This window comes from Anabaenopsis elenkinii CCIBt3563 (genome assembly GCF_015245355.1).
Lineage (GTDB): Bacteria > Cyanobacteriota > Cyanobacteriia > Cyanobacteriales > Nostocaceae > Anabaenopsis > Anabaenopsis elenkinii.
In genome coordinates, this window is record NZ_CP063311.1 from 3,683,599 (window position 1) to 3,700,548 (window position 16,950).

At 42.2% G+C, this 16,950-nt stretch carries 17 protein-coding genes and 1 tRNA gene; 6 read left to right on the forward strand and 12 right to left on the reverse strand.

The window, feature by feature from the left end:
• Nucleotide 1: 1 nt before the first annotated feature.
• The 6 genes from IM676_RS16075 to IM676_RS16100 form a co-directional block, all read right to left on the reverse strand.
• Nucleotides 2–604 (reverse strand): L-threonylcarbamoyladenylate synthase, encoded by a 603-nt coding sequence (locus IM676_RS16075; RefSeq protein ID WP_200987813.1) that lies wholly within the window; start codon nucleotides 602–604, stop codon nucleotides 2–4.
• A 51-nt stretch (nucleotides 605–655) separates the two neighbouring features.
• A protein-coding gene (locus tag IM676_RS16080) for an IS630 family transposase (RefSeq protein ID WP_200986959.1) occupies nucleotides 656–1,530 on the reverse strand; the annotation gives its coding sequence in 2 pieces (ribosomal slippage) (nucleotides 656–1,198 and nucleotides 1,201–1,530; 873 coding nt in all).
• 81 nt (nucleotides 1,531–1,611) lie between these two features.
• A complete protein-coding gene (prmC, locus tag IM676_RS16085; RefSeq protein ID WP_200987814.1) occupies nucleotides 1,612–2,535 on the reverse strand; it encodes a peptide chain release factor N(5)-glutamine methyltransferase in 924 nt (307 codons plus the stop codon).
• Nucleotides 2,536–2,538: 3 nt separating this feature from the next.
• A complete protein-coding gene (locus tag IM676_RS16090) occupies nucleotides 2,539–3,336 on the reverse strand; it encodes a Tic22 family protein (RefSeq protein WP_200987815.1) in 798 nt (265 codons plus the stop codon).
• Nucleotides 3,337–3,708: 372 nt separating this feature from the next.
• Nucleotides 3,709–3,782: transfer RNA gene (locus IM676_RS16095), tRNA-Pro, on the reverse strand.
• A 184-nt stretch (nucleotides 3,783–3,966) separates the two neighbouring features.
• On the reverse strand, nucleotides 3,967–4,518 hold the full coding sequence (locus tag IM676_RS16100) for a GNAT family N-acetyltransferase (protein WP_200987816.1): 552 nt from the start codon (nucleotides 4,516–4,518) through the stop codon (nucleotides 3,967–3,969).
• A 545-nt stretch (nucleotides 4,519–5,063) separates the two neighbouring features.
• Between IM676_RS16100 and IM676_RS16105 the strand changes: the two genes are divergently transcribed.
• The gene (locus tag IM676_RS16105) at nucleotides 5,064–5,972 is read left to right on the forward strand and encodes an alpha/beta fold hydrolase (RefSeq protein ID WP_200987817.1); all 909 of its coding nucleotides are present in this window, start codon (nucleotides 5,064–5,066) and stop codon (nucleotides 5,970–5,972) included.
• A 44-nt stretch (nucleotides 5,973–6,016) separates the two neighbouring features.
• On the opposite strand, the gene tsaD is transcribed toward IM676_RS16105, so the two are convergent.
• Entirely contained in the window at nucleotides 6,017–7,060 is a 1,044-nt protein-coding gene (gene tsaD / locus IM676_RS16110; RefSeq protein WP_200987818.1) for a tRNA (adenosine(37)-N6)-threonylcarbamoyltransferase complex transferase subunit TsaD, read from the reverse strand.
• A 175-nt stretch (nucleotides 7,061–7,235) separates the two neighbouring features.
• On the opposite strand from tsaD, the gene IM676_RS16115 reads away from it, so the two are divergent.
• The 3 genes from IM676_RS16115 (at nucleotide 7,236) to IM676_RS16125 (ending at nucleotide 8,679) form a co-directional block, all read left to right on the forward strand.
• Nucleotides 7,236–7,730 (forward strand): Photosystem I reaction center subunit III, encoded by a 495-nt coding sequence (locus IM676_RS16115; RefSeq protein WP_200987819.1) that lies wholly within the window; start codon nucleotides 7,236–7,238, stop codon nucleotides 7,728–7,730.
• Nucleotides 7,731–7,770: 40 nt separating this feature from the next.
• A complete protein-coding gene (gene psaJ, locus IM676_RS16120; protein WP_200987820.1) occupies nucleotides 7,771–7,920 on the forward strand; it encodes a photosystem I reaction center subunit IX in 150 nt (49 codons plus the stop codon).
• A gap of 237 nt (nucleotides 7,921–8,157) precedes the next feature.
• Nucleotides 8,158–8,679, forward strand: coding sequence for a photosystem I reaction center protein subunit XI (locus IM676_RS16125; RefSeq protein WP_200987821.1), 522 nt, complete (start codon nucleotides 8,158–8,160; stop codon nucleotides 8,677–8,679).
• A 296-nt stretch (nucleotides 8,680–8,975) separates the two neighbouring features.
• On the opposite strand, the gene gmk is transcribed toward IM676_RS16125, so the two are convergent.
• Nucleotides 8,976–9,575, reverse strand: a complete 600-nt coding sequence (gene gmk, locus IM676_RS16130) for a guanylate kinase (RefSeq protein WP_200987822.1) — start codon at nucleotides 9,573–9,575, stop codon at nucleotides 8,976–8,978.
• A 396-nt stretch (nucleotides 9,576–9,971) separates the two neighbouring features.
• Nucleotides 9,972–10,238 (reverse strand): extracellular matrix/biofilm regulator RemA, encoded by a 267-nt coding sequence (gene remA / locus IM676_RS16135; protein WP_200987823.1) that lies wholly within the window; start codon nucleotides 10,236–10,238, stop codon nucleotides 9,972–9,974.
• Nucleotides 10,239–10,476: 238 nt separating this feature from the next.
• Between remA and rnc the strand changes: the two genes are divergently transcribed.
• On the forward strand, nucleotides 10,477–11,169 hold the full coding sequence (rnc, locus tag IM676_RS16140) for a ribonuclease III (RefSeq protein WP_200987824.1): 693 nt from the start codon (nucleotides 10,477–10,479) through the stop codon (nucleotides 11,167–11,169).
• Between the two features lie 794 nt (nucleotides 11,170–11,963).
• Here rnc and IM676_RS16145 read toward each other — a convergent pair.
• Both IM676_RS16145 and hetZ read right to left on the reverse strand, forming a co-directional pair.
• Nucleotides 11,964–12,944: a PatU gene (locus IM676_RS16145; protein WP_200987825.1), complete on the reverse strand. Its 981-nt coding sequence runs from the start codon at nucleotides 12,942–12,944 to the stop codon at nucleotides 11,964–11,966.
• Nucleotides 12,937–14,157 carry a heterocyst differentiation protein HetZ gene (hetZ, locus tag IM676_RS16150; protein WP_200987826.1) on the reverse strand — a complete coding sequence of 407 codons (1,221 nt, stop codon included), beginning with the start codon at nucleotides 14,155–14,157 and terminating at the stop codon, nucleotides 12,937–12,939. Before hetZ ends, IM676_RS16145 begins: the two co-directional genes overlap by 8 nt.
• Nucleotides 14,158–14,340: 183 nt before the next feature.
• On the opposite strand from hetZ, the gene IM676_RS16155 reads away from it, so the two are divergent.
• Nucleotides 14,341–14,814, forward strand: coding sequence for a hypothetical protein (locus IM676_RS16155; RefSeq protein ID WP_200987827.1), 474 nt, complete (start codon nucleotides 14,341–14,343; stop codon nucleotides 14,812–14,814).
• 89 nt (nucleotides 14,815–14,903) lie between these two features.
• Here IM676_RS16155 and sds read toward each other — a convergent pair whose 3' ends face one another.
• Nucleotides 14,904–15,875: a solanesyl diphosphate synthase gene (sds, locus tag IM676_RS16160; RefSeq protein ID WP_200987828.1), complete on the reverse strand. Its 972-nt coding sequence runs from the start codon at nucleotides 15,873–15,875 to the stop codon at nucleotides 14,904–14,906.
• Nucleotides 15,876–16,950 lie beyond the last annotated feature (1,075 nt).

The window sequence follows — 16,950 nt, forward strand, 5'->3', positions numbered from 1 at the left end:
TTTAACAATTATTCTCAAAAGTTAATTTAACTGTACCTTGACGTAGGATCTGCCAATTATTACCAGTCCATTTACACACAGTGGAAGGTACACCAATTCCAGAAACTTCCGCACGACCTTGAGTCGATTCCAGAGTGAGAACTTGCGGGAACTGATCAGCTATTTCTGCTAACCCCTGTAAGGGTGGTTGACCTGAAAAATTAGCGCTAGTGGTGGCAAGGGGTCCTGTTTGTGCCAAAATGGTTTGAGCGATCGCACTATTAGGGACTCGAATACCAATTGTATTAGGGTCATGAGGATTCATCTGTTTTGGCAGGCGATCGCTAGCTGGTAATACCAATGTTAATCCTCCCGGCCAATATCTACTTGCGACCTCTTGCCAAATTTTCCACTCATTTTCATTACCTTGAACATAAGGCCATAAATCCTCCGCACTAGCTCCCATCAAAATCAAAGGTTTATCTTGACTGCGCCGTTTCGCTTCAAAAATCAATGGTGCTTGCTCTGGTAAAGTCGCCAGTGCGGGTACTGTATCTGTGGGAAAACTGACTAATAAGCCAGCACGTGCGCCCGCTATTAAGTCAACTAAAGAAACTTGAGTCATTTGTCAGGTTGAAGACGCTTGAATTAACAATTATAGCAACCGCCAAGGAGGTTAGGACGCAAAAAGCAAGACATCCTCAATGGCATCTCGTAAAGAATCAAACCGCTCAAGTTTTTTGCGGATTCGACTTTTTAACCAAGACCAACATTTTTCAATCTGATTCAGGTCTGGAGAATAAGGTGGTAGGTACAGCACTTCACACCCTGCGTACTGAATCAGTTGTTGAATGCGCCCACCTTTATGAAATGTGGCATTATCCATCACCACAACCTGTCCTGGTTTGAGTGTGGGAAGCAAACAAGCTTCAAGCCAAGTCTCAAATACTATTCGATTACACGCACCCTCAACAGTGAAAGGAGCTATCAGCTTATGGTTACACAGCGCGGCAATTATGTTCACCCGACCTTCACGACGACCTGATTTAAGTGCATGGAAGCGCTGTCCTTTTGAGTTCCAACCGTAATCATACTGGTCTCGGTTGTCCATTCCTGACTCATCGAGGTATACAATCTTCTCCACAGGTAACTCAGACAACTGCGTTACGAAAGCCTGTCGTTTGACCTCATCGCGCTCACGGTAGCCATAAGTCTTTTTTTTCGCGTAAAACCAATTTTTTTCAAAGCTCTTGAGATTGTGCGATCGCTAATTTCTTCAGGCCAAAGTGAGGCCATCTCTACTTGGGTTTTATCGCCATGTACGGAAGCAAACTCACGAAATTTTTCCCAATCGGTAATTTTGTGACCATTCCCAGGACGCTGATTAGGCAAGGCTTGGAAGTCCCCCGTTTCGGTTTTTCGCTTCAACCATAGGGTGATGGTGTTGCGACTAATATTAAACATTTGACTGGCTTGAGTTTTCTTCAAGCCATCGAGTTCAATCGCTTGGATTACTTTTTGACGAAGGTCGTAACTGTACGGCTTGGGCATATACCTGTAGCAAGCGATCGCTTCACATGAAAAGGGACTACTTATAGTTTATGCTTAAATTACCTTGGCGGTTGCTATATTTCACGACTGGGTACTTATAGAAGCTACCGCAAATCTTTCAATACCTGCTAAGTCGGCGTGAATTTGAATATTAGAGTAGCTACCTTGTTGCTGTAAAAGTCTGTGTACAGTATCCGCTTGTCCCGCCATCATCTCAATCAGCCATACACCACCAGGGCGCAAATAGTCCGGAGAGATTTCTATTAACTGGCGAATACAATCTAAGCCATCAGTACCACCATCTAAAGCTAGATGTGGTTCATGGTTGACTACTTCTGGTTGCAAGGTAGCCACGGTAGTAGTGGGAATATAAGGTGGGTTGGATACCATACCGCTAAACTGTCCTTTGAGGGCTGTTAGCGGCTCCCACCAACAACCCTGATAAAATTTAATCCGGTGGTCAAAACCTAAATTACAAGCATTTGACAGGGCAATTTTTAATGCTTCCGGGCTGTAATCCACTGCATGAATTGTTGCTTTTGGTAAAGCATCTGCTAAACCTAAGGCGATCGCACCGCTACCAGTACCTAAGTCTGCCCAATGTCCGGAACTGAGCAATGGGGCTGGGTCACTGTTCTGAGCCGCAGCCACGGCTAGATCAATTAAACACTCAGTTTCCGGTCTGGGAATCAAAACTGCATTTGACACGGCGATTTTAAAATTTCGCCAAGGGGTTACTCCGGCAATATACTGTACTGGTAGGTGTTCATTTAATCGCCTTTGCCATAACTGCTCTAAATTTTCTAAAGGTAAGGACATGGGAATGTCAGCCCTCTGTTTAAAAGATTCTAACCGCAGCGCCAAGCGGTCTAAATCCCCTACTTCTAGAAGTAACCAATCTACTTCGGCTGGGGAAATGTCATGAGCGACGGCTTGGGCGATCGCTCTGTTACGCCACTCCCAAAGCCGTAAACCGGAAACTACCCGATCATATTTGTCTGTCATTCCTTAACGTTGCTGGGGTCTAGCTGTCCCTGAATTATTTCTGCCCTCTCTGGGCAAAGTGTTGATATATTCTCGAGATTCTTGGGATGGTACGAGAACAACTTGGTTAAGCCAGGGATCATCTTTATCCTGTAAAGTTTTAATTACCCCGTCTATATCTATGACCTGAATATCCGCTTGGGGAAACTGCTGTCTCACTTGATTTAATAAGCCTTGGGCATCTCGTTTGCTTAAAAACAAAGGAATAAATTCTTCATTGTCAGATTTGAATTGAATAGGCACATAACCCTGATTTGGTGAAAATCTCACAGCAAAAATCGGCACGCTGGTAAACTGGGTTACTTTTTGACCACTTTGACGCAATAATTCCATTGCCCCCTGAACTTCTCGATCTACAGGTTTAAAGGCAAATAGAAGGCGTTCTGACTGATTTTTACTTTGTTGCAATTCTTGATAAATAACACCCAGAGGCACTGCTGTTACTTGTAGGCTGTTCACCATTTTTTGGATTTTCGGATCTTTACCGGGGACATTCTGCAGTTCCTTAATAAAACTTTGAGCTTCCTCCCGGCTCATATAAACACCTGTTACTGATGCGCCGGTTGTCTGATTATCTGATAGCGGACGACTCAGTGGTAAACCTTGATTATTAGTAATGAGATATACAGGAATAGCATCTAATTTTTCTTTTATTTTCTCTTCTGACAAAGCCAGCACAGACAAATTGCCCACAAAAACCGATCCCAGCAAGGTGCTTCCCAGCAAGCCCAATGTTGCGCCCCAGCGAACTAATGCTTTCATAAGATATCCTCACATCAATAGTTAAATAAGACAAATACAAAGGATGAGGACTAGACTCACTAGTTTAAGTGATATTCTCATCCGGCGGAAAATTTGGAAAATTTGTTTTGGCGGTTCAATGCTAACAAGTAATTCTCAAAAAGCGCCATTCCCCTAACCAGAATAACTTCTCTGGTAATGGGCGACCCCATGATGTTTTTGTCAATTTTCCCGGGATATTCCCCCATATCTGAAATTCTCAAGGCCATAGAACTGGCTTTATTAAACCTAGATGACGAACTCAGATCATGAATAGTTCCAGCCTCACCCGCTTTGATCCAGATTTTTCAAGTCAGACTTGAGATAATCTGCGTCTACTCAAATAAATTTAAATCGGGATGACAGGATTTGAACCTGCGACATCCTGCTCCCAAAGCAGGCGCGCTACCAAGCTGCGCTACATCCCGGATCAATTAGTCTCTATGCTGGTGGTAATCAAAACTATCCAACATACAGGCTAGTTGTATTATAGCCTAAACAGTTAAACATTGGGGACTGCGCCCCAAATAATTATTTACCACCGCCACACCAATATTAAATTAATATAGCAGGTTTAACTGATTTTGGCTAACCAATTTTATCTTTTTGACATTACTGCGGATACCAGAACATACCTTTAATGCCTTCTGGGTCTGATATGAAGCCCATACCCCGATAAAAATCTAGAACATGAGGATCAGCAAACAGAGTAACATTGCTGATTTCTTCACTTCTGAGCTTTTTGAGTACGTATTTCATCAGAGCCTTACCCAGTCCTTTCCCTTGAAAGTCGGGGTGAACTACCACATCCCAAATAGTCGCATTAAAAGCATGGTCAGAGGTAGCACGAGCGAAACCAATTAGCCGTTTGTGGTTTCCTCGTACTTGCCACATGGAGGCTACGAGAAAACTATGCTCAATGGCTTTTTTTACTTTTCTTAAAGGACGACGCGACCAACCAACCGCATCGCAAAGTTCCTCGAGCTCATACAGGTCAATATTTCGATCCGTACTAAAAACAATGCGAGTCTCTTTCTGATCAGCAACGCTCTCGCCATTGGGGCTAGATTCGCTCGCAACAGACCTTGTACGTGCTTCTAAAGAGTTAGTTTTAGTTGTCGCTACAGAATCAGGACTATTAAACCAAGTTTTCCAAAAACCCATGCCGACGTGGTTCGGGTAGTATAACTTAATTGGTTTCCACTTTCACAGGAGTGTTGATTCACGTTTTCGGAAGCTAAAAGCCTAAATATCCCTCTCACTTAAATTTCTTTAGATGTTACCGGGATTTTTGATGGTCATAGCTTTTTATGGCGTGTTTCACACCAATCATTTATCAGTTTAGCATTTTGTTTTGCCACCCGGGAGTAATTTCCCAAAAAGTCGAGAATTTCCGGTGAATTATTGAAGATGGGGAATTAGGGATGGCACATTGGTACATCATTATCAGTAGTGAACCACCGCGGACATTGATGCCGCCCATATCCCCAACTAGCAGCAGTTGTTCAGCGATTCAATGCTAAAATGGATAAAGTTGTTACCACAATCTACTCATCCCAAGAAAACATATTCTGCATCAGGCTTTATCCTGCGGTTAAAACCAGGTCAGACAGGTTGTACCTGTAATTGTTCTTTAAACCCATAATACCCAGTTATTGATAGGGGATTGTACGTCAATCGCACCCCTTGTTAGGGGTACGATATTAGGTATGGCAACCATTGAAATCTTGGGCGTTCCACACGCATACGAGCTCACGGCTCCCACTTCCTGTCCCTATACTTTAGTGTTTATCCACGGTTGGCTCAATAGCCGTGGGTATTGGCAACCTGTAATTTCTCGCCTGTCCACTGGCTTGCAGTGTCTGTCTTATGATTTGCGAGGTTTTGGTGAATCAAAATCTCAGCCAGAATCAGATTTTAGTCAGATACAAACTGTAAACTTGACTTCTAACTCAATTGATGAGTCGAGTTTACGCCTTGATTCTATTTATACGCCAGCTGTTTATGCTCAAGATTTAGCAGCCCTTCTAGAACAGATGAATATTACTAATGCTTGGCTAATTGGGCATTCCTTAGGAGGCACAATAGCCCTGTGGGCGGCTGCTCAAATGCCTGAATGTGTTAAGGGTGTTATATGTATCAATGCCGGGGGTGGTATTTACCTGAAAGAAGCCTTTGAGCAGTTTCGTTCAGCAGGTCAAAGATTTTTGCAAGTCCGCCCCCGGTGGCTGTCTCATATCCCTTTAATTGATTTGTTATTTACTAGAGCTAGTGTGGCTCGTCCTTTAGATCGTTATTGGGCGCGTCAGCGCGTGGTTGATTTTGTCATGGCTGACCCGGAAGCTGCTCTAGGATCATTACTAGATTTCACCACAGAGGAAGAAGTTAACCGTTTGCCTCAGCTAGTATCTCAGTTGCAGCAGCCAGTTTATTTTTTGGCTGGTACTGATGACAAAGTGATGGAACCTAAGTACGTTCGTCATTTAGCTAGTTTTCATTGGCTTTTTAAATATACCGGGGACAATGTGATTGAAATTCCTAATTGTGGTCATTTGGCAATGTTAGAACAGCCGGATGTAGTTGCTGATCATATTCGGTCAATAGTAAACAATCTTTGACCGGATCAACCCACGGATTGAAGTACGTGGGATTGTATCCGTGGCTATCTAATATACAAGTTCATCACCTGGGTGAGTGGTAATCTGGACTGAACACCTAAGGTCAAGGCTGATGTATGACCAAGAGATAGGTGATGAGAAGCAGCTGAGGCAATCATAGCCGCGTTATCGGTACAATATTTCAGGGGTGGGAACAAAACACGCAGGTTATACTCGGCGGCGGCTAACTGTAAGGTTTTTCTGAGGCTGCTGTTAGCTGCTACCCCTCCACCAACGGCAATGGTATTGAGATTATAGTCGAGGGCGCAGGCGATCGCTCTTTTGGTCAGCGATCGCGCTACGGTTTCCTGAAAACTAGCTGCTAAGTCACTGACTGGTAACTGTTTACCATCTTTCTCTAATTGCTGAACTAATCGCAGTACCGCCGTCTTTAACCCACTAAAACTACTGTCATAGGGATGATATCCCCCACTTGGTAAAGAAACTTTACCTTCTGGCAAAGTAAAGGCGTAGGGATTACCCGTTTGTGCTAATTTATCAATCAGAGGCCCACCAGGATAACCCAGTTGTAATAACCGTGCTACTTTATCAAAAGCTTCACCAGCAGCATCATCACGAGTCTCGCCCAGGGTTTCGTAAATACCACAATCCTTAACGTAAATCAAGCTTGTATGTCCACCAGAAACGAGTAAGCTAAGAAATGGGGGATCTAAACTAGGCTCACTCAAATAAGTTGCGTAAATATGGCCTTCGAGGTGATGCACTCCCAAGAATGGCTTGTTATGTAACATTGCTAAAGTTTTAGCAGCAGTCAACCCTACCAAGAGTGCTCCTACCAGTCCAGGAGCGCAGGTAGCCGCAATGCCATCTACTTGATCCCAGTCTAGTTGGGCTTGCTCTAGAGCCTGAGCAATACCCTGATTGATTGTTTCTAGATGTTGACGGGATGCCACCTCTGGTACTACCCCGCCGTATTGACTATGAACTAGAATTTGGGAAGCTACAACACTGCTATAAACGTGACGATTGTTCACAATTGCGACGGCAGTTTCATCGCAGCTCGTTTCTATTGCTAAAACAGTTGCCATTGTCAGGTTATGTTAAGTAAAGATTTGTGGGAGAAGCTTTAACTTTTATTTACTTAAACTTTACTCTGTTCCCGCCCAAGAGTATGATGACTTGCTAGTTATGCAAATAAACAACTGTACAAGCCGCTTCGTTTTGTACAAGAACTTTTTGTTTTGTAATAAAAGGAAACAACTCATGAGACGATTGTTTGCTTTGATTTTAGCGATTTGTCTTTGGTCCAATTTTGCTCCCCCTGCCCAAGCGCTTGGGGCTAACCTGGTACCTTGTAAAGACTCTCCCGCATTTCAAGAGCTAGCAAAAAATGCCCGGAACACCACCGCCGATCCTGAATCAGGCAGAAAGCGCTTTGAGCGTTATTCTCAGGCACTGTGTGGACCAGAAGGCTACCCTCACTTGATTGTTGATGGTCGCCTTGATAGGGCTGGTGACTTCCTCATTCCCAGTATTCTGTTTTTGTATATTGCTGGTTGGATTGGCTGGGTAGGCCGTGCTTACCTCCAAGCCATCAAAAAGTTATCAGATACGGAATCCAAGGAAATCCAAATTGATATGGGTTTAGCACTACCCATTATCGGCACAGGCTTTGCTTGGCCTGTAGCAGCAATTAAAGAACTCCTTTCAGGGGAATTAACCGCCAAAGATTCAGAAATCACTGTTTCTCCCCGTTAATTATTGCTCAGTCAATTTATGTGTTTTGGAGACTAAATTCATGGCAGACAAAGGCGACCAATCCTCCTACTTCATCACTTTTCTTTCAACTGCTCCAGTAGCAGCTACTATCTGGCTAACCATTACAGCCGGAATTTTAATTGAATTTAACCGCTTTTTTCCTGACTTACTTTTTCACCCACTACCATAAGTTGAAGGTGGGGTTTTGTGACTAATCTTCTGTGGTGTCATTACTCGACCTAATCAGCCTCAGGTATCACTGGAATTTGTAGGAAAAATAGGCTAAGATAATCTGGCGATTATCTTAGCTTGAAAAAAGCAAATAAATTAATTTTTTTAAACTAAGGATCAAAAAAACATATTTAGCCACAATTATTATTAATAATATAACAATGCCATCATTCTAATTTAAAGGCGAATACACAACATGGCGCAAGCAGTAAATTCATCGAAAAATCGCCCCAGCGATCCCAGAAATCGGGAGGTAGTTGCTCCCGCAGGACGTGATCCTCAGCAAGGAAACCTGGAAACACCAATTAATTCTTCTCCGTTGGTGAAGTGGTTCATTAATAACTTACCTGCCTATCGTCCAGGTCTCAATCCTTCCAGACGTGGTTTAGAAGTGGGTATGGCTCATGGTTACTTGCTATTTGGGCCTTTCGCGAAATTGGGTCCTCTGCGTGATGCACCTAACGCTAACTTGGCTGGTTTACTGGGAGCTATTGGCTTGGTTGTGATTCTCACAGCCTGTCTATCTCTATATGCCAACACCAACCCTGCTAAAGCACTCAAGAGCGTCACTGTTCCTAACCCACCCGTCGATGCTTTTAACTCGAAAGAAAGCTGGAATAATTTTGCTAGTTCTTTCTTAATTGGTGGAATTGGCGGTGCAGTAGTCGCTTATTTTTTAACTAGCAATTTGGCACTTATTCAAGGTCTATTGGGTTAATTTGATTTTTTCATAATCAGACATTGGGCATTGGTAATTGCTAATAATTAGTTATGTTTTAGCATTAGCCATGCCTGATGTCCTAATTTTTTGTGAAAAATTATCAAGAAGGGTGACAAATCCTGGCTTTTAAGCTATCTATTACCCGGATGTTTCTCAACATTTGCAAGAGTATTCACTGACATTTTTTCTTAAGCTGATTAGTTCTTGATTAATTCTCAAAAAAAAGTTGATCAGGAAGATTAAGATCGGATTTTTCAAGTCACCCTACAGTATCATTTTCTCAGATATTGGGTTCAATTAAATAACGTGGCTTCTATGTCATGGAGAGCATTTTCTAAATCGTCATTCACGATTTGAACATCAAACTCTCCTGCGGCTTGAATTTCTTCTTCCGCCTGGCGCAGACGAACTGCGATCGCCTCATCCGAATCTTGGGCGCGACCACGTATCCGCCTCTCTAACTCCTTGACAGAAGGTGGTAAAACAAAAATACTCAGAGTGCCGGGTAAGGAAGCGCGGATTTGTCTTGCTCCTTTCAGTTCAATTTCCAGTACCACCAATTTCCCAGATTGAACTTGGTTTAGCACAGCTTCGCGAGGAGTACCGTAATAATTACCAGCAAATTCTGCCCACTCCAAGAATTCACCTTCGGAAACTAATTGTTCAAACTTAGTGCGGCTAATAAAGTAATAATTCTTACCATTAATTTCTCCTGGACGTGGGGAACGAGTGGTCGCGGAAACAGAATAGTAAACTTCTGGGTGACGTTTTAAGAGGGCTTGCAGTAAAGTGCCTTTACCAACCCCACTGGGGCCAGTTAAAACAATTAGCCTGCCTAGAAAGGCGTTTTCTTTGGTTTTAGAACCACTCTGGATAGGTAAAACTTGCTTCATCCCTTCAAACTATGAATTAATTATTAACGATCTCACCGCGCATTTATGTGGAATGTACGTTGCTCTTATTATTTTATGTCTACTTAATTAGACCTGTCTTACTACAGCCAATATTAGTAATATTGAGTAAGTATTTTTACGACTCTCCTCAAGATATCACACCTCAATTAAATTCAACTCCTGCAGTAACTCGTCTGAATCTTAACTTGTGGGGGTAACGAAACTTATTTGGTATGACTCAAGAGAGAAACTATTTATGCATCATTAAGTGTGTTTTTGTGAGCAGAGAAACTTTTGATCAACGAATTTGTAGCACGAGTGACAGAAAAAGTCTGTAATTAATATGGTACTGCGGATATGGTGCAAATAGGTGTAGAGTTATTCACCTACATGAAATCAGTTATCTACACTATGATGATCTCGAGAAATCACAAATCGATTCGCTACTGTTTCCGGCTGAATTGCCGAAAGAATCACGTGACTAGAATCCGTGATAATTACAGCCCTGGTTCGACGACCGTAAGTTGCATCCACTAGTTGACCTCTGTCCCTGGCATCGGTAATGATGCGTTTAATTGGAGCAGACTCCGGACTAACGATGGCAACTACTCGGTTGGCAGACACGATGTTCCCGAAACCAATGTTAATTAATTGTATTTCCATAAAAAAATTGACACCAAATGTGGTGTTACAAGCTGGTAAGGTAATTATCCCCATATTATCGCCAAAAAATGCGAGTTACAACGCTTTATCTCTAGCCAGCCTGAGTTTTTCAATGACAAATCATTTTTTTTGGCTAATAAATACCTAAATATACTAAAAATATTCCCCAGGAGGTATGCAAAACCGTCAACAAACAATCTAACTAAATGGGTCACAAGAGTTCACAGACAAAAACGAAATGCATGAATTGTTAAAATTGAAGAACGAAAAACTTTTACGTCAGGCGTTAACTCACCGTTCCTATGTCAACGAAAATCCTGGCGAAAAGCATAATGAGCGCTTAGAGTTTTTAGGGGATGCTTTGCTAACCTTTCTCAGTGGGGAGTATCTCTATCTCGATACTCGCTATCGAGAGATGGCAGAAGATGAAATGACTCGCCGAAGATCCGCACTAGTGGATGAAAAGCAACTCGCTAAATTTGCCATTGAAGTTGGTTTAGACTCGTTAATGCGCTTGGGAAAAGGAGCGATTCAGGATGGAGGATTTAAAAGTCCCAATTTATTAAGTAGCACTTTTGAATCAGTTGTTGGAGCGTATTATTTAGATTGCGATGGCAATGTTGAGAAAATTCGCCCGATTATTTTAGATTTATTTAAATCTGTCCCTGAAGAAATTCTGCAAGTCCGCTCTAATGTAGATTCCAGAAACCGCTTCCAAGAATGGGTGCAGGCAAATTTTGACTCTATGCTTCCCCATTATACCACCGAACGCGTCGGCGGGCAGGATCATGCTCCAGAATATCTGGCCCAGGTTTTTGTTGGTGAGCAGCTTTACGGAGAAGGAAAAGCTCGTGGTAAAAAGGAGGCTAAAAAACGGTGTGCAGAAAATGCCTTAGGTAGGCTGAAAACCCAGGGTTTAATTGGGGAATAGTAAAATTTAACGAGAATTGCACAAGTCGCGTATTTCTGGGAGATGTAGCAGAAAGTGATGATTTGAATGGGCTTCACTATATAGGATACCTATTTGATGTGGGAACAGATTACAAAAATCAAAGCACAAAAGCCCATTGGCTTTTAGTCGCCGTGTCTGCCCCGTCTGCCCGACAGGCAAGAAGCCAACAGGACAGGAAGCAATAATCCCACGTGCTTCTAGCCCTAGGAGTATCAAAGACAGATTAACCTTCTTTCGCCCTTCCCTCTTCGAGAAAATTAGCTTTTTTGCTGGTGTGGACTGTGGGATGTGGAGATTTTGCCCACAGTAACCGCCTATAGGTAGAAGCTAAACCTGGTTGCTAGTGGATAAGTTAAACATTGAGAATATCGGTAAAGGAATGCTGTAGATGCCATGAAAACAATCTTTAAGATAGCAACTACACCAAGTTTGGGAACAATGCCACAGATACAATCATGTGAGAACACAGATTGATTCTGGCTTTTGTAATTACAAATTGGTCTTACTACCTTGCTTCTCCATGGTGTTTTATGTCAGTTCATCTTAAAAACAAAGCAACTCCCCGCAGGGAAGCTTTATCCTTTGTTTTCCCACTTTCAAGGTATGTAGTTTTCAATGCGGTTTGTCTAAAGCAACTCAATGACCGCTGGTTAATAAAGTAGAAACCCTAATGATCGATTTGGACTAAAGGATAATTTTCAAAATCCGAGCAATATGTGATACATGAATTACCAATCAACTAACAAAGCTACCGCTACCACCAGTGATTTCAACTAAATGGTATAACTAATCGCGAACAGTAAAGACTGTTCGTCTAGTTCTGGAAAATCAACTTCTAGCGTATAAGTGGTAACTGGTTGATTGACGTCTAATTCTACACTTAGATTTCCTGGGGCAGCAGCATTGGCTATTGCCTGCTGACCATTTCCTTGCAATTTCAAATTTCCAGGAACAGGTAACTCACAATCAACTCTCAATTTCACTGGCTGATGCTGAGAATGGCATTCTACCCTCACAGTCAGAGTTCCGGCACTGGTTAGCCATTGTCTTTCTACCACTGGGTTGGCTAAAGACACTGGTAAAGTCAAATTATCTAGCAGTTGTTTAGCTGCAAGTAATGACAATGCCATCTGCTGGCGAGGTTGTAAGTCTGAGTAATTATTGTGTATCTGGGGAATTGTCTCCAAGGTGCTCACAGACCTATAGGTGCTTCTGAGCACCAATCCAGCTAAATCATTAATTGTCTGTGACTCATGGGGGAAAAAGCTCTCAACTACCTGAACGAGTTTTGCCCCTAAAGGTAGGGAAGATGTAATCAACCCCTGACATTTTTCCAATAATTTTTGGAAAACTTTATCGGGCAAGGGTATAGGCAGATTTAGCTCTGACTGCTGTGGTATCCATCCCCAGTTAGGAGTTAATACCAGCGATGGCTCTTCGACAAAATCTGGGTAATCGACTAATTGAGACTCCCATGGGAATAGAGGAGGCTGCTCTTGAGCTTGGATTTGTAGCCGACGCTTGAGGAGGGCTTGGAAACGTTCTTGCACAGTAGGAATTTCTCCCAATTGAAAGGTTTGGGGCATTCCTCCCAATTCTAGGTCACTGCTTGTGAAAGCAGCCACCTGCTTGAGAGGGTCGTCTACCCCGTCAATTTCCTTACACTTTAACAGTTTAAGCCCGTTAGTGTTAGTTTTATGAGCCAACAACCAATGGAGTAAATCCGATTGTAAGGATTCTGAGTCACTATTCATGAGTAGATGCACTTGATCCGGATACTAGGGAGTTACGAATTTCCCAGGCTTGTTCCAAAATTTTAAACCACCGTTTTTGGAGTTGGGCTGTTGATAAACCTAGAGTTTTGGCAATTTTCTCATCTGGATGTCCTTCTTGTTTCAATTTCAGTAACGCTCTGTGTTTATCATCTAATTGCGCTGTATAATTGTGCCATTGCTGGGGAGTTAAACCCAAATTAGTATGTAGTGAGGCTTCTAACCACTCATGAACTAATTCCCAACGGTGTAATAAGGCAAACCGAATCAGATGATATTTAAAGCGTTGCTGTAAGTAGTCCCGTTGACGGGGAGTTAAACCCAAAATAGACTCAATTTCCTGAGTTGATAAATCCTGGAGACGCAGAGAAAAGTAATCAGCACAATCAGATTGTTGTCGTTGTTCTAGATAATCCATTAATTCAGTAATCACAACCGAACGGAGAGTATCTTCTTCAGGTTCTGTTTCTACCTGCATAGCCATTGCTGAACGCAACTGCTGTACTGCTGGTTCTTCCCAAGAACCATCGTTGTCATTGGAACTACCTTCTGCGGCTTGTTCTATGTCTACATTGGTTTCCTGGGGTTGCTGTTGGGAAAACGTTTGAGCCCGTAGGATGATCAGCTGCTGCTGTCGTCCTGGTAAGGGAATTCGCCGCTTACCATAGCGTTCTGTAAACGCCATGTATTCTGCCAATTCCAGAAGAGTTTGGGGACGATAAGTCGAGACCATTTGGTTTTCCCTCCGGAAGGCATTTAACGATTCCAGATAAAAACCTTGGAGAAAATCTTCAATAATGGTGAGTCGCCCTTGATAGCTCAACTGTCTTTGAGGAGGATTGATATAGCGATAAATAATTGCACTCAGAGTACTGTGTAACTCTACCCTACCCCGACTAGAACCTAACAGATAGTACCTAAGACACTGTTGTAAGCGATGTCTGGCTAGGGAAATAGCTGAACTTTGCACATCACCAGAAGCCTGGATACGTTTACTCTCTTGGCAAATTCGGTATACTTCAGTGCTAATTCTTGTGGCTACATCATGGCAATTCTGCTGGGAAGCTTTAGTTGATTCCTGAAGCTCCTGATATAGGAGTTGGAATGTCCCTTCCATGCCGATAGAATTGTCTCCCTGAACGGTTGGGGTGGTAACTTTTTTGCTTGGAATTGTTGCAGTTGCGACTGAATTCATAGTCTCGGTTTTCAAAAGACCCTAAAATACTGAGGTAAAACCTGTGACGACTGCGGGTGTTGGCTGGTTAAATTCTTCCCAGAATTAGGATGTGCCTATTTGGTGAGTTCCTAACTGTGATGTAATAGTTCACAATTTGATAGATGCTTTTGCCATTACCCACCGAGCCGTTGACAAGTCATTATGGATTTAAAAACACAAGTTCAATTGCTAATTAATAATGCACCCCGCGATGGCATAACACCACATCTCGTTTCAGCAATTGCTCCTGCATTGATTGCGATCGCCCAGAAATTACGCCATTCCCAGTACTATATTCTCCAAAATGCTGAAGAGCGCTGGGTGTTAACTACATTAAGCAATCGTGCAGATCCAGGACTGGAAAAGCGCGTTATCTACGCTTTTCCTACCATACAGGATGTCTCCCTAATTTCACCTGCTGGGCTTGACCCTCAAATGCTAGCTAAAATTTTTCCTGTTACCCATATTTTGTTCCAAATGTTGGCACTAGAACCCGTAGATAGTATAGTCTTTTTAGAAACGCCTGGTAAGACCACTCATACTGTTGAAATCCAACGTTCACAATTACAAAATATCCTGCAAGAACGAGTGCAGCAACACCAAATTGGTAAACGAATCCCTCCAGATATTGCATAAATAAATTTTGCAGTTAGGAGTACTTAGATACATCCAAGTACTCCCCACTGCAAGAAATAAAAATTTTTAAATTAAAAATTTGAAATTTGTTAATAAAGCCGACTAAGTACATAGTCAGCGATGTTAATTAGTGCCTGGCGTGATTCGGAAGGTGGTAGTACCTCAAGATGATCAACTGCTAACTTGGCATGGTAAGAGGCTAATTCCCTAGCTTGCTGTATACCTTGGCTATGTTGAATCAGCTCCAGTGCTTGCTCTAAATCTCCTTGCTGGTTAAACTTCCGTTCTATGAGGACTTCCAGATATGGTTTTTCCCCTAAAGCAAATAAAACGGGTGCAGTCAGATTGCCACTTTTGAGATCTGAACCGGCAGGTTTACCCAAAGTATCTGTGGTACTAGTGAAATCTAAAATGTCATCCACAATCTGAAATGCCAGACCGAGATGACGACCGTAGCTATATAGATGTTCGGCTGTTTCTGGGGAAACTTCACTAAGTAACCCAGATGCTTTGGCACTGTTAGCAATTAACGAGGCTGTTTTGTAATAGCTCTTTTTGAGGTAAGTCTCTATTGAAATGCTATTATCAAAACAATTTATTCCTTGCTGGATTTCGCCGGTAGCCAGATCCATAATCACTTCTGAGAGTAGTTTCACCACCTCCAAATTGTCCAAGTTTGCTAAATACCAGGACGATTGGGCGAAGAGAAAATCTCCTGCTAGGACAGCAATGCGATTACCGAACAGACTATGAACAGTAGGCACACCACGTCGCATTTGTGATTCATCTACCACATCGTCATGCACTAAGCTTGCCGTGTGAATCATTTCCGTTATTTCTGCTAGGCGCCGGTGACGCAGCGTTATGTCTTTTTCTAACATTGTGGCCCGCGATATCAGCAAAACAATTGCTGGTCTGATACGCTTTCCCCCAGCTCCGAATAGATGTTCGGCGGCCATAAATAGGATGGGGTGGCGATTTCCCACTAGCTGCTTGAGGTTATCTGCTAGCAGTCGCAGGTCTGCTTCCACAGGGGTAAACAGGGAGGTGGCTGAGGTCATGGATGGGCGGACTCTGGCTTACGTTACGAAAGTTTACATATCCTACACTCATTTTAAGATAACCCTGTGCCAGCGCAAAGTTTTGATAAGAGAATACCTGCTTATTTAGTCTCTATTTTGGACAAAAAACTCAGATCCTTAACAACCACAAGTTGGCTATAACCCTTATGGAAAGCCCCTATAGCTATGTTTCCTGCTCGGAAAAATATTTTATGGATCAAAACAAATTTTTTTTGAGATTTATTGTCTATGTGCCATCAGATCCAGAAATCAATCTGACTTAATATTTTCTGTATATTGTTGAGGAGCTACTACGTGTCGTGTTTTATGCCTAGACTGCATGAGAAAAATATTGCTGTTTTTACCAGAAATTAATTTCTGCCAATGGGTACTATAAGTTAACTAAAATACATAGCTGCCAATATGTTTGATAAATAACAGTTGAACAATATCCATTTATTGAGCACCATGGATTGCTAAGTCCTGCCAGTTTGATTTTTGCATATCTAAAAATTTTCAAATTTTATCCCAAACTTGAGTGAAAACTCAGGAGCGTTGTGTTAGGCTAAAATGTATGGATTTTAAATTTCTCAGAACTCATTTTCCAAGGGTAAACAGGTTTTAAGTGCTTTTACCTATTTGGTACTGAATTCTCAAATAATTAGTCGCTTTGAAGTAAGAAAAAGAAATTTATTTCTTTATTCGTTCTTTGTGCGGCAATTGAACCTCCTGATCTGGATTTTCGCGGTATCCTTATGGTTATTCGCTACCATATCTTAGCGTCTACTAGACGCTAAGGCTGATCTGGTCATAGAGGTGTGCCCATAAACAATGCAGACTCAGTAGACTGCTGAGGAGTACAGTTAGGTTTGCTGTTGAGCAATTCAACTGTTGTGGTGTGTGGTCTGCAAAAAAACTAATTTCAATAGTTATTTAGCTAACCGTAGATAATTGTAAATTTACGGAAGAGTTTAGTAGAGCAAACTACAGCCATCAAGGAAACCCTTGATTGGTTGAATTTCTTCTAATTAAAAAATTACATATTCCATTCATAGGGGTGCTGCTAGAAAGATGA

What these genes read in the sequence shown, in the direction of transcription:
- IM676_RS16075 (WP_200987813.1), bottom strand. Translation starts at nt 604, where the DNA reads ATGACTCAAGTTTCTTTAGTTGACTTAATAGCGGGCGCACGTGCTGGC.
- prmC (WP_200987814.1), bottom strand. Translation starts at nt 2,535, where the DNA reads ATGACAGACAAATATGATCGGGTAGTTTCCGGTTTACGGCTTTGGGAG.
- IM676_RS16090 (WP_200987815.1), bottom strand. Translation starts at nt 3,336, where the DNA reads ATGAAAGCATTAGTTCGCTGGGGCGCAACATTGGGCTTGCTGGGAAGC.
- IM676_RS16100 (WP_200987816.1), bottom strand. Translation starts at nt 4,518, where the DNA reads ATGGGTTTTTGGAAAACTTGGTTTAATAGTCCTGATTCTGTAGCGACA.
- IM676_RS16105 (WP_200987817.1), top strand. Translation starts at nt 5,064, where the DNA reads ATGGCAACCATTGAAATCTTGGGCGTTCCACACGCATACGAGCTCACG.
- tsaD (WP_200987818.1), bottom strand. Translation starts at nt 7,060, where the DNA reads ATGGCAACTGTTTTAGCAATAGAAACGAGCTGCGATGAAACTGCCGTC.
- IM676_RS16115 (WP_200987819.1), top strand. Translation starts at nt 7,236, where the DNA reads ATGAGACGATTGTTTGCTTTGATTTTAGCGATTTGTCTTTGGTCCAAT.
- psaJ (WP_200987820.1), top strand. Translation starts at nt 7,771, where the DNA reads ATGGCAGACAAAGGCGACCAATCCTCCTACTTCATCACTTTTCTTTCA.
- IM676_RS16125 (WP_200987821.1), top strand. Translation starts at nt 8,158, where the DNA reads ATGGCGCAAGCAGTAAATTCATCGAAAAATCGCCCCAGCGATCCCAGA.
- gmk (WP_200987822.1), bottom strand. Translation starts at nt 9,575, where the DNA reads ATGAAGCAAGTTTTACCTATCCAGAGTGGTTCTAAAACCAAAGAAAAC.
- remA (WP_200987823.1), bottom strand. Translation starts at nt 10,238, where the DNA reads ATGGAAATACAATTAATTAACATTGGTTTCGGGAACATCGTGTCTGCC.
- rnc (WP_200987824.1), top strand. Translation starts at nt 10,477, where the DNA reads ATGCATGAATTGTTAAAATTGAAGAACGAAAAACTTTTACGTCAGGCG.
- IM676_RS16145 (WP_200987825.1), bottom strand. Translation starts at nt 12,944, where the DNA reads ATGAATAGTGACTCAGAATCCTTACAATCGGATTTACTCCATTGGTTG.
- hetZ (WP_200987826.1), bottom strand. Translation starts at nt 14,157, where the DNA reads ATGAATTCAGTCGCAACTGCAACAATTCCAAGCAAAAAAGTTACCACC.
- IM676_RS16155 (WP_200987827.1), top strand. Translation starts at nt 14,341, where the DNA reads ATGGATTTAAAAACACAAGTTCAATTGCTAATTAATAATGCACCCCGC.
- sds (WP_200987828.1), bottom strand. Translation starts at nt 15,875, where the DNA reads ATGACCTCAGCCACCTCCCTGTTTACCCCTGTGGAAGCAGACCTGCGA.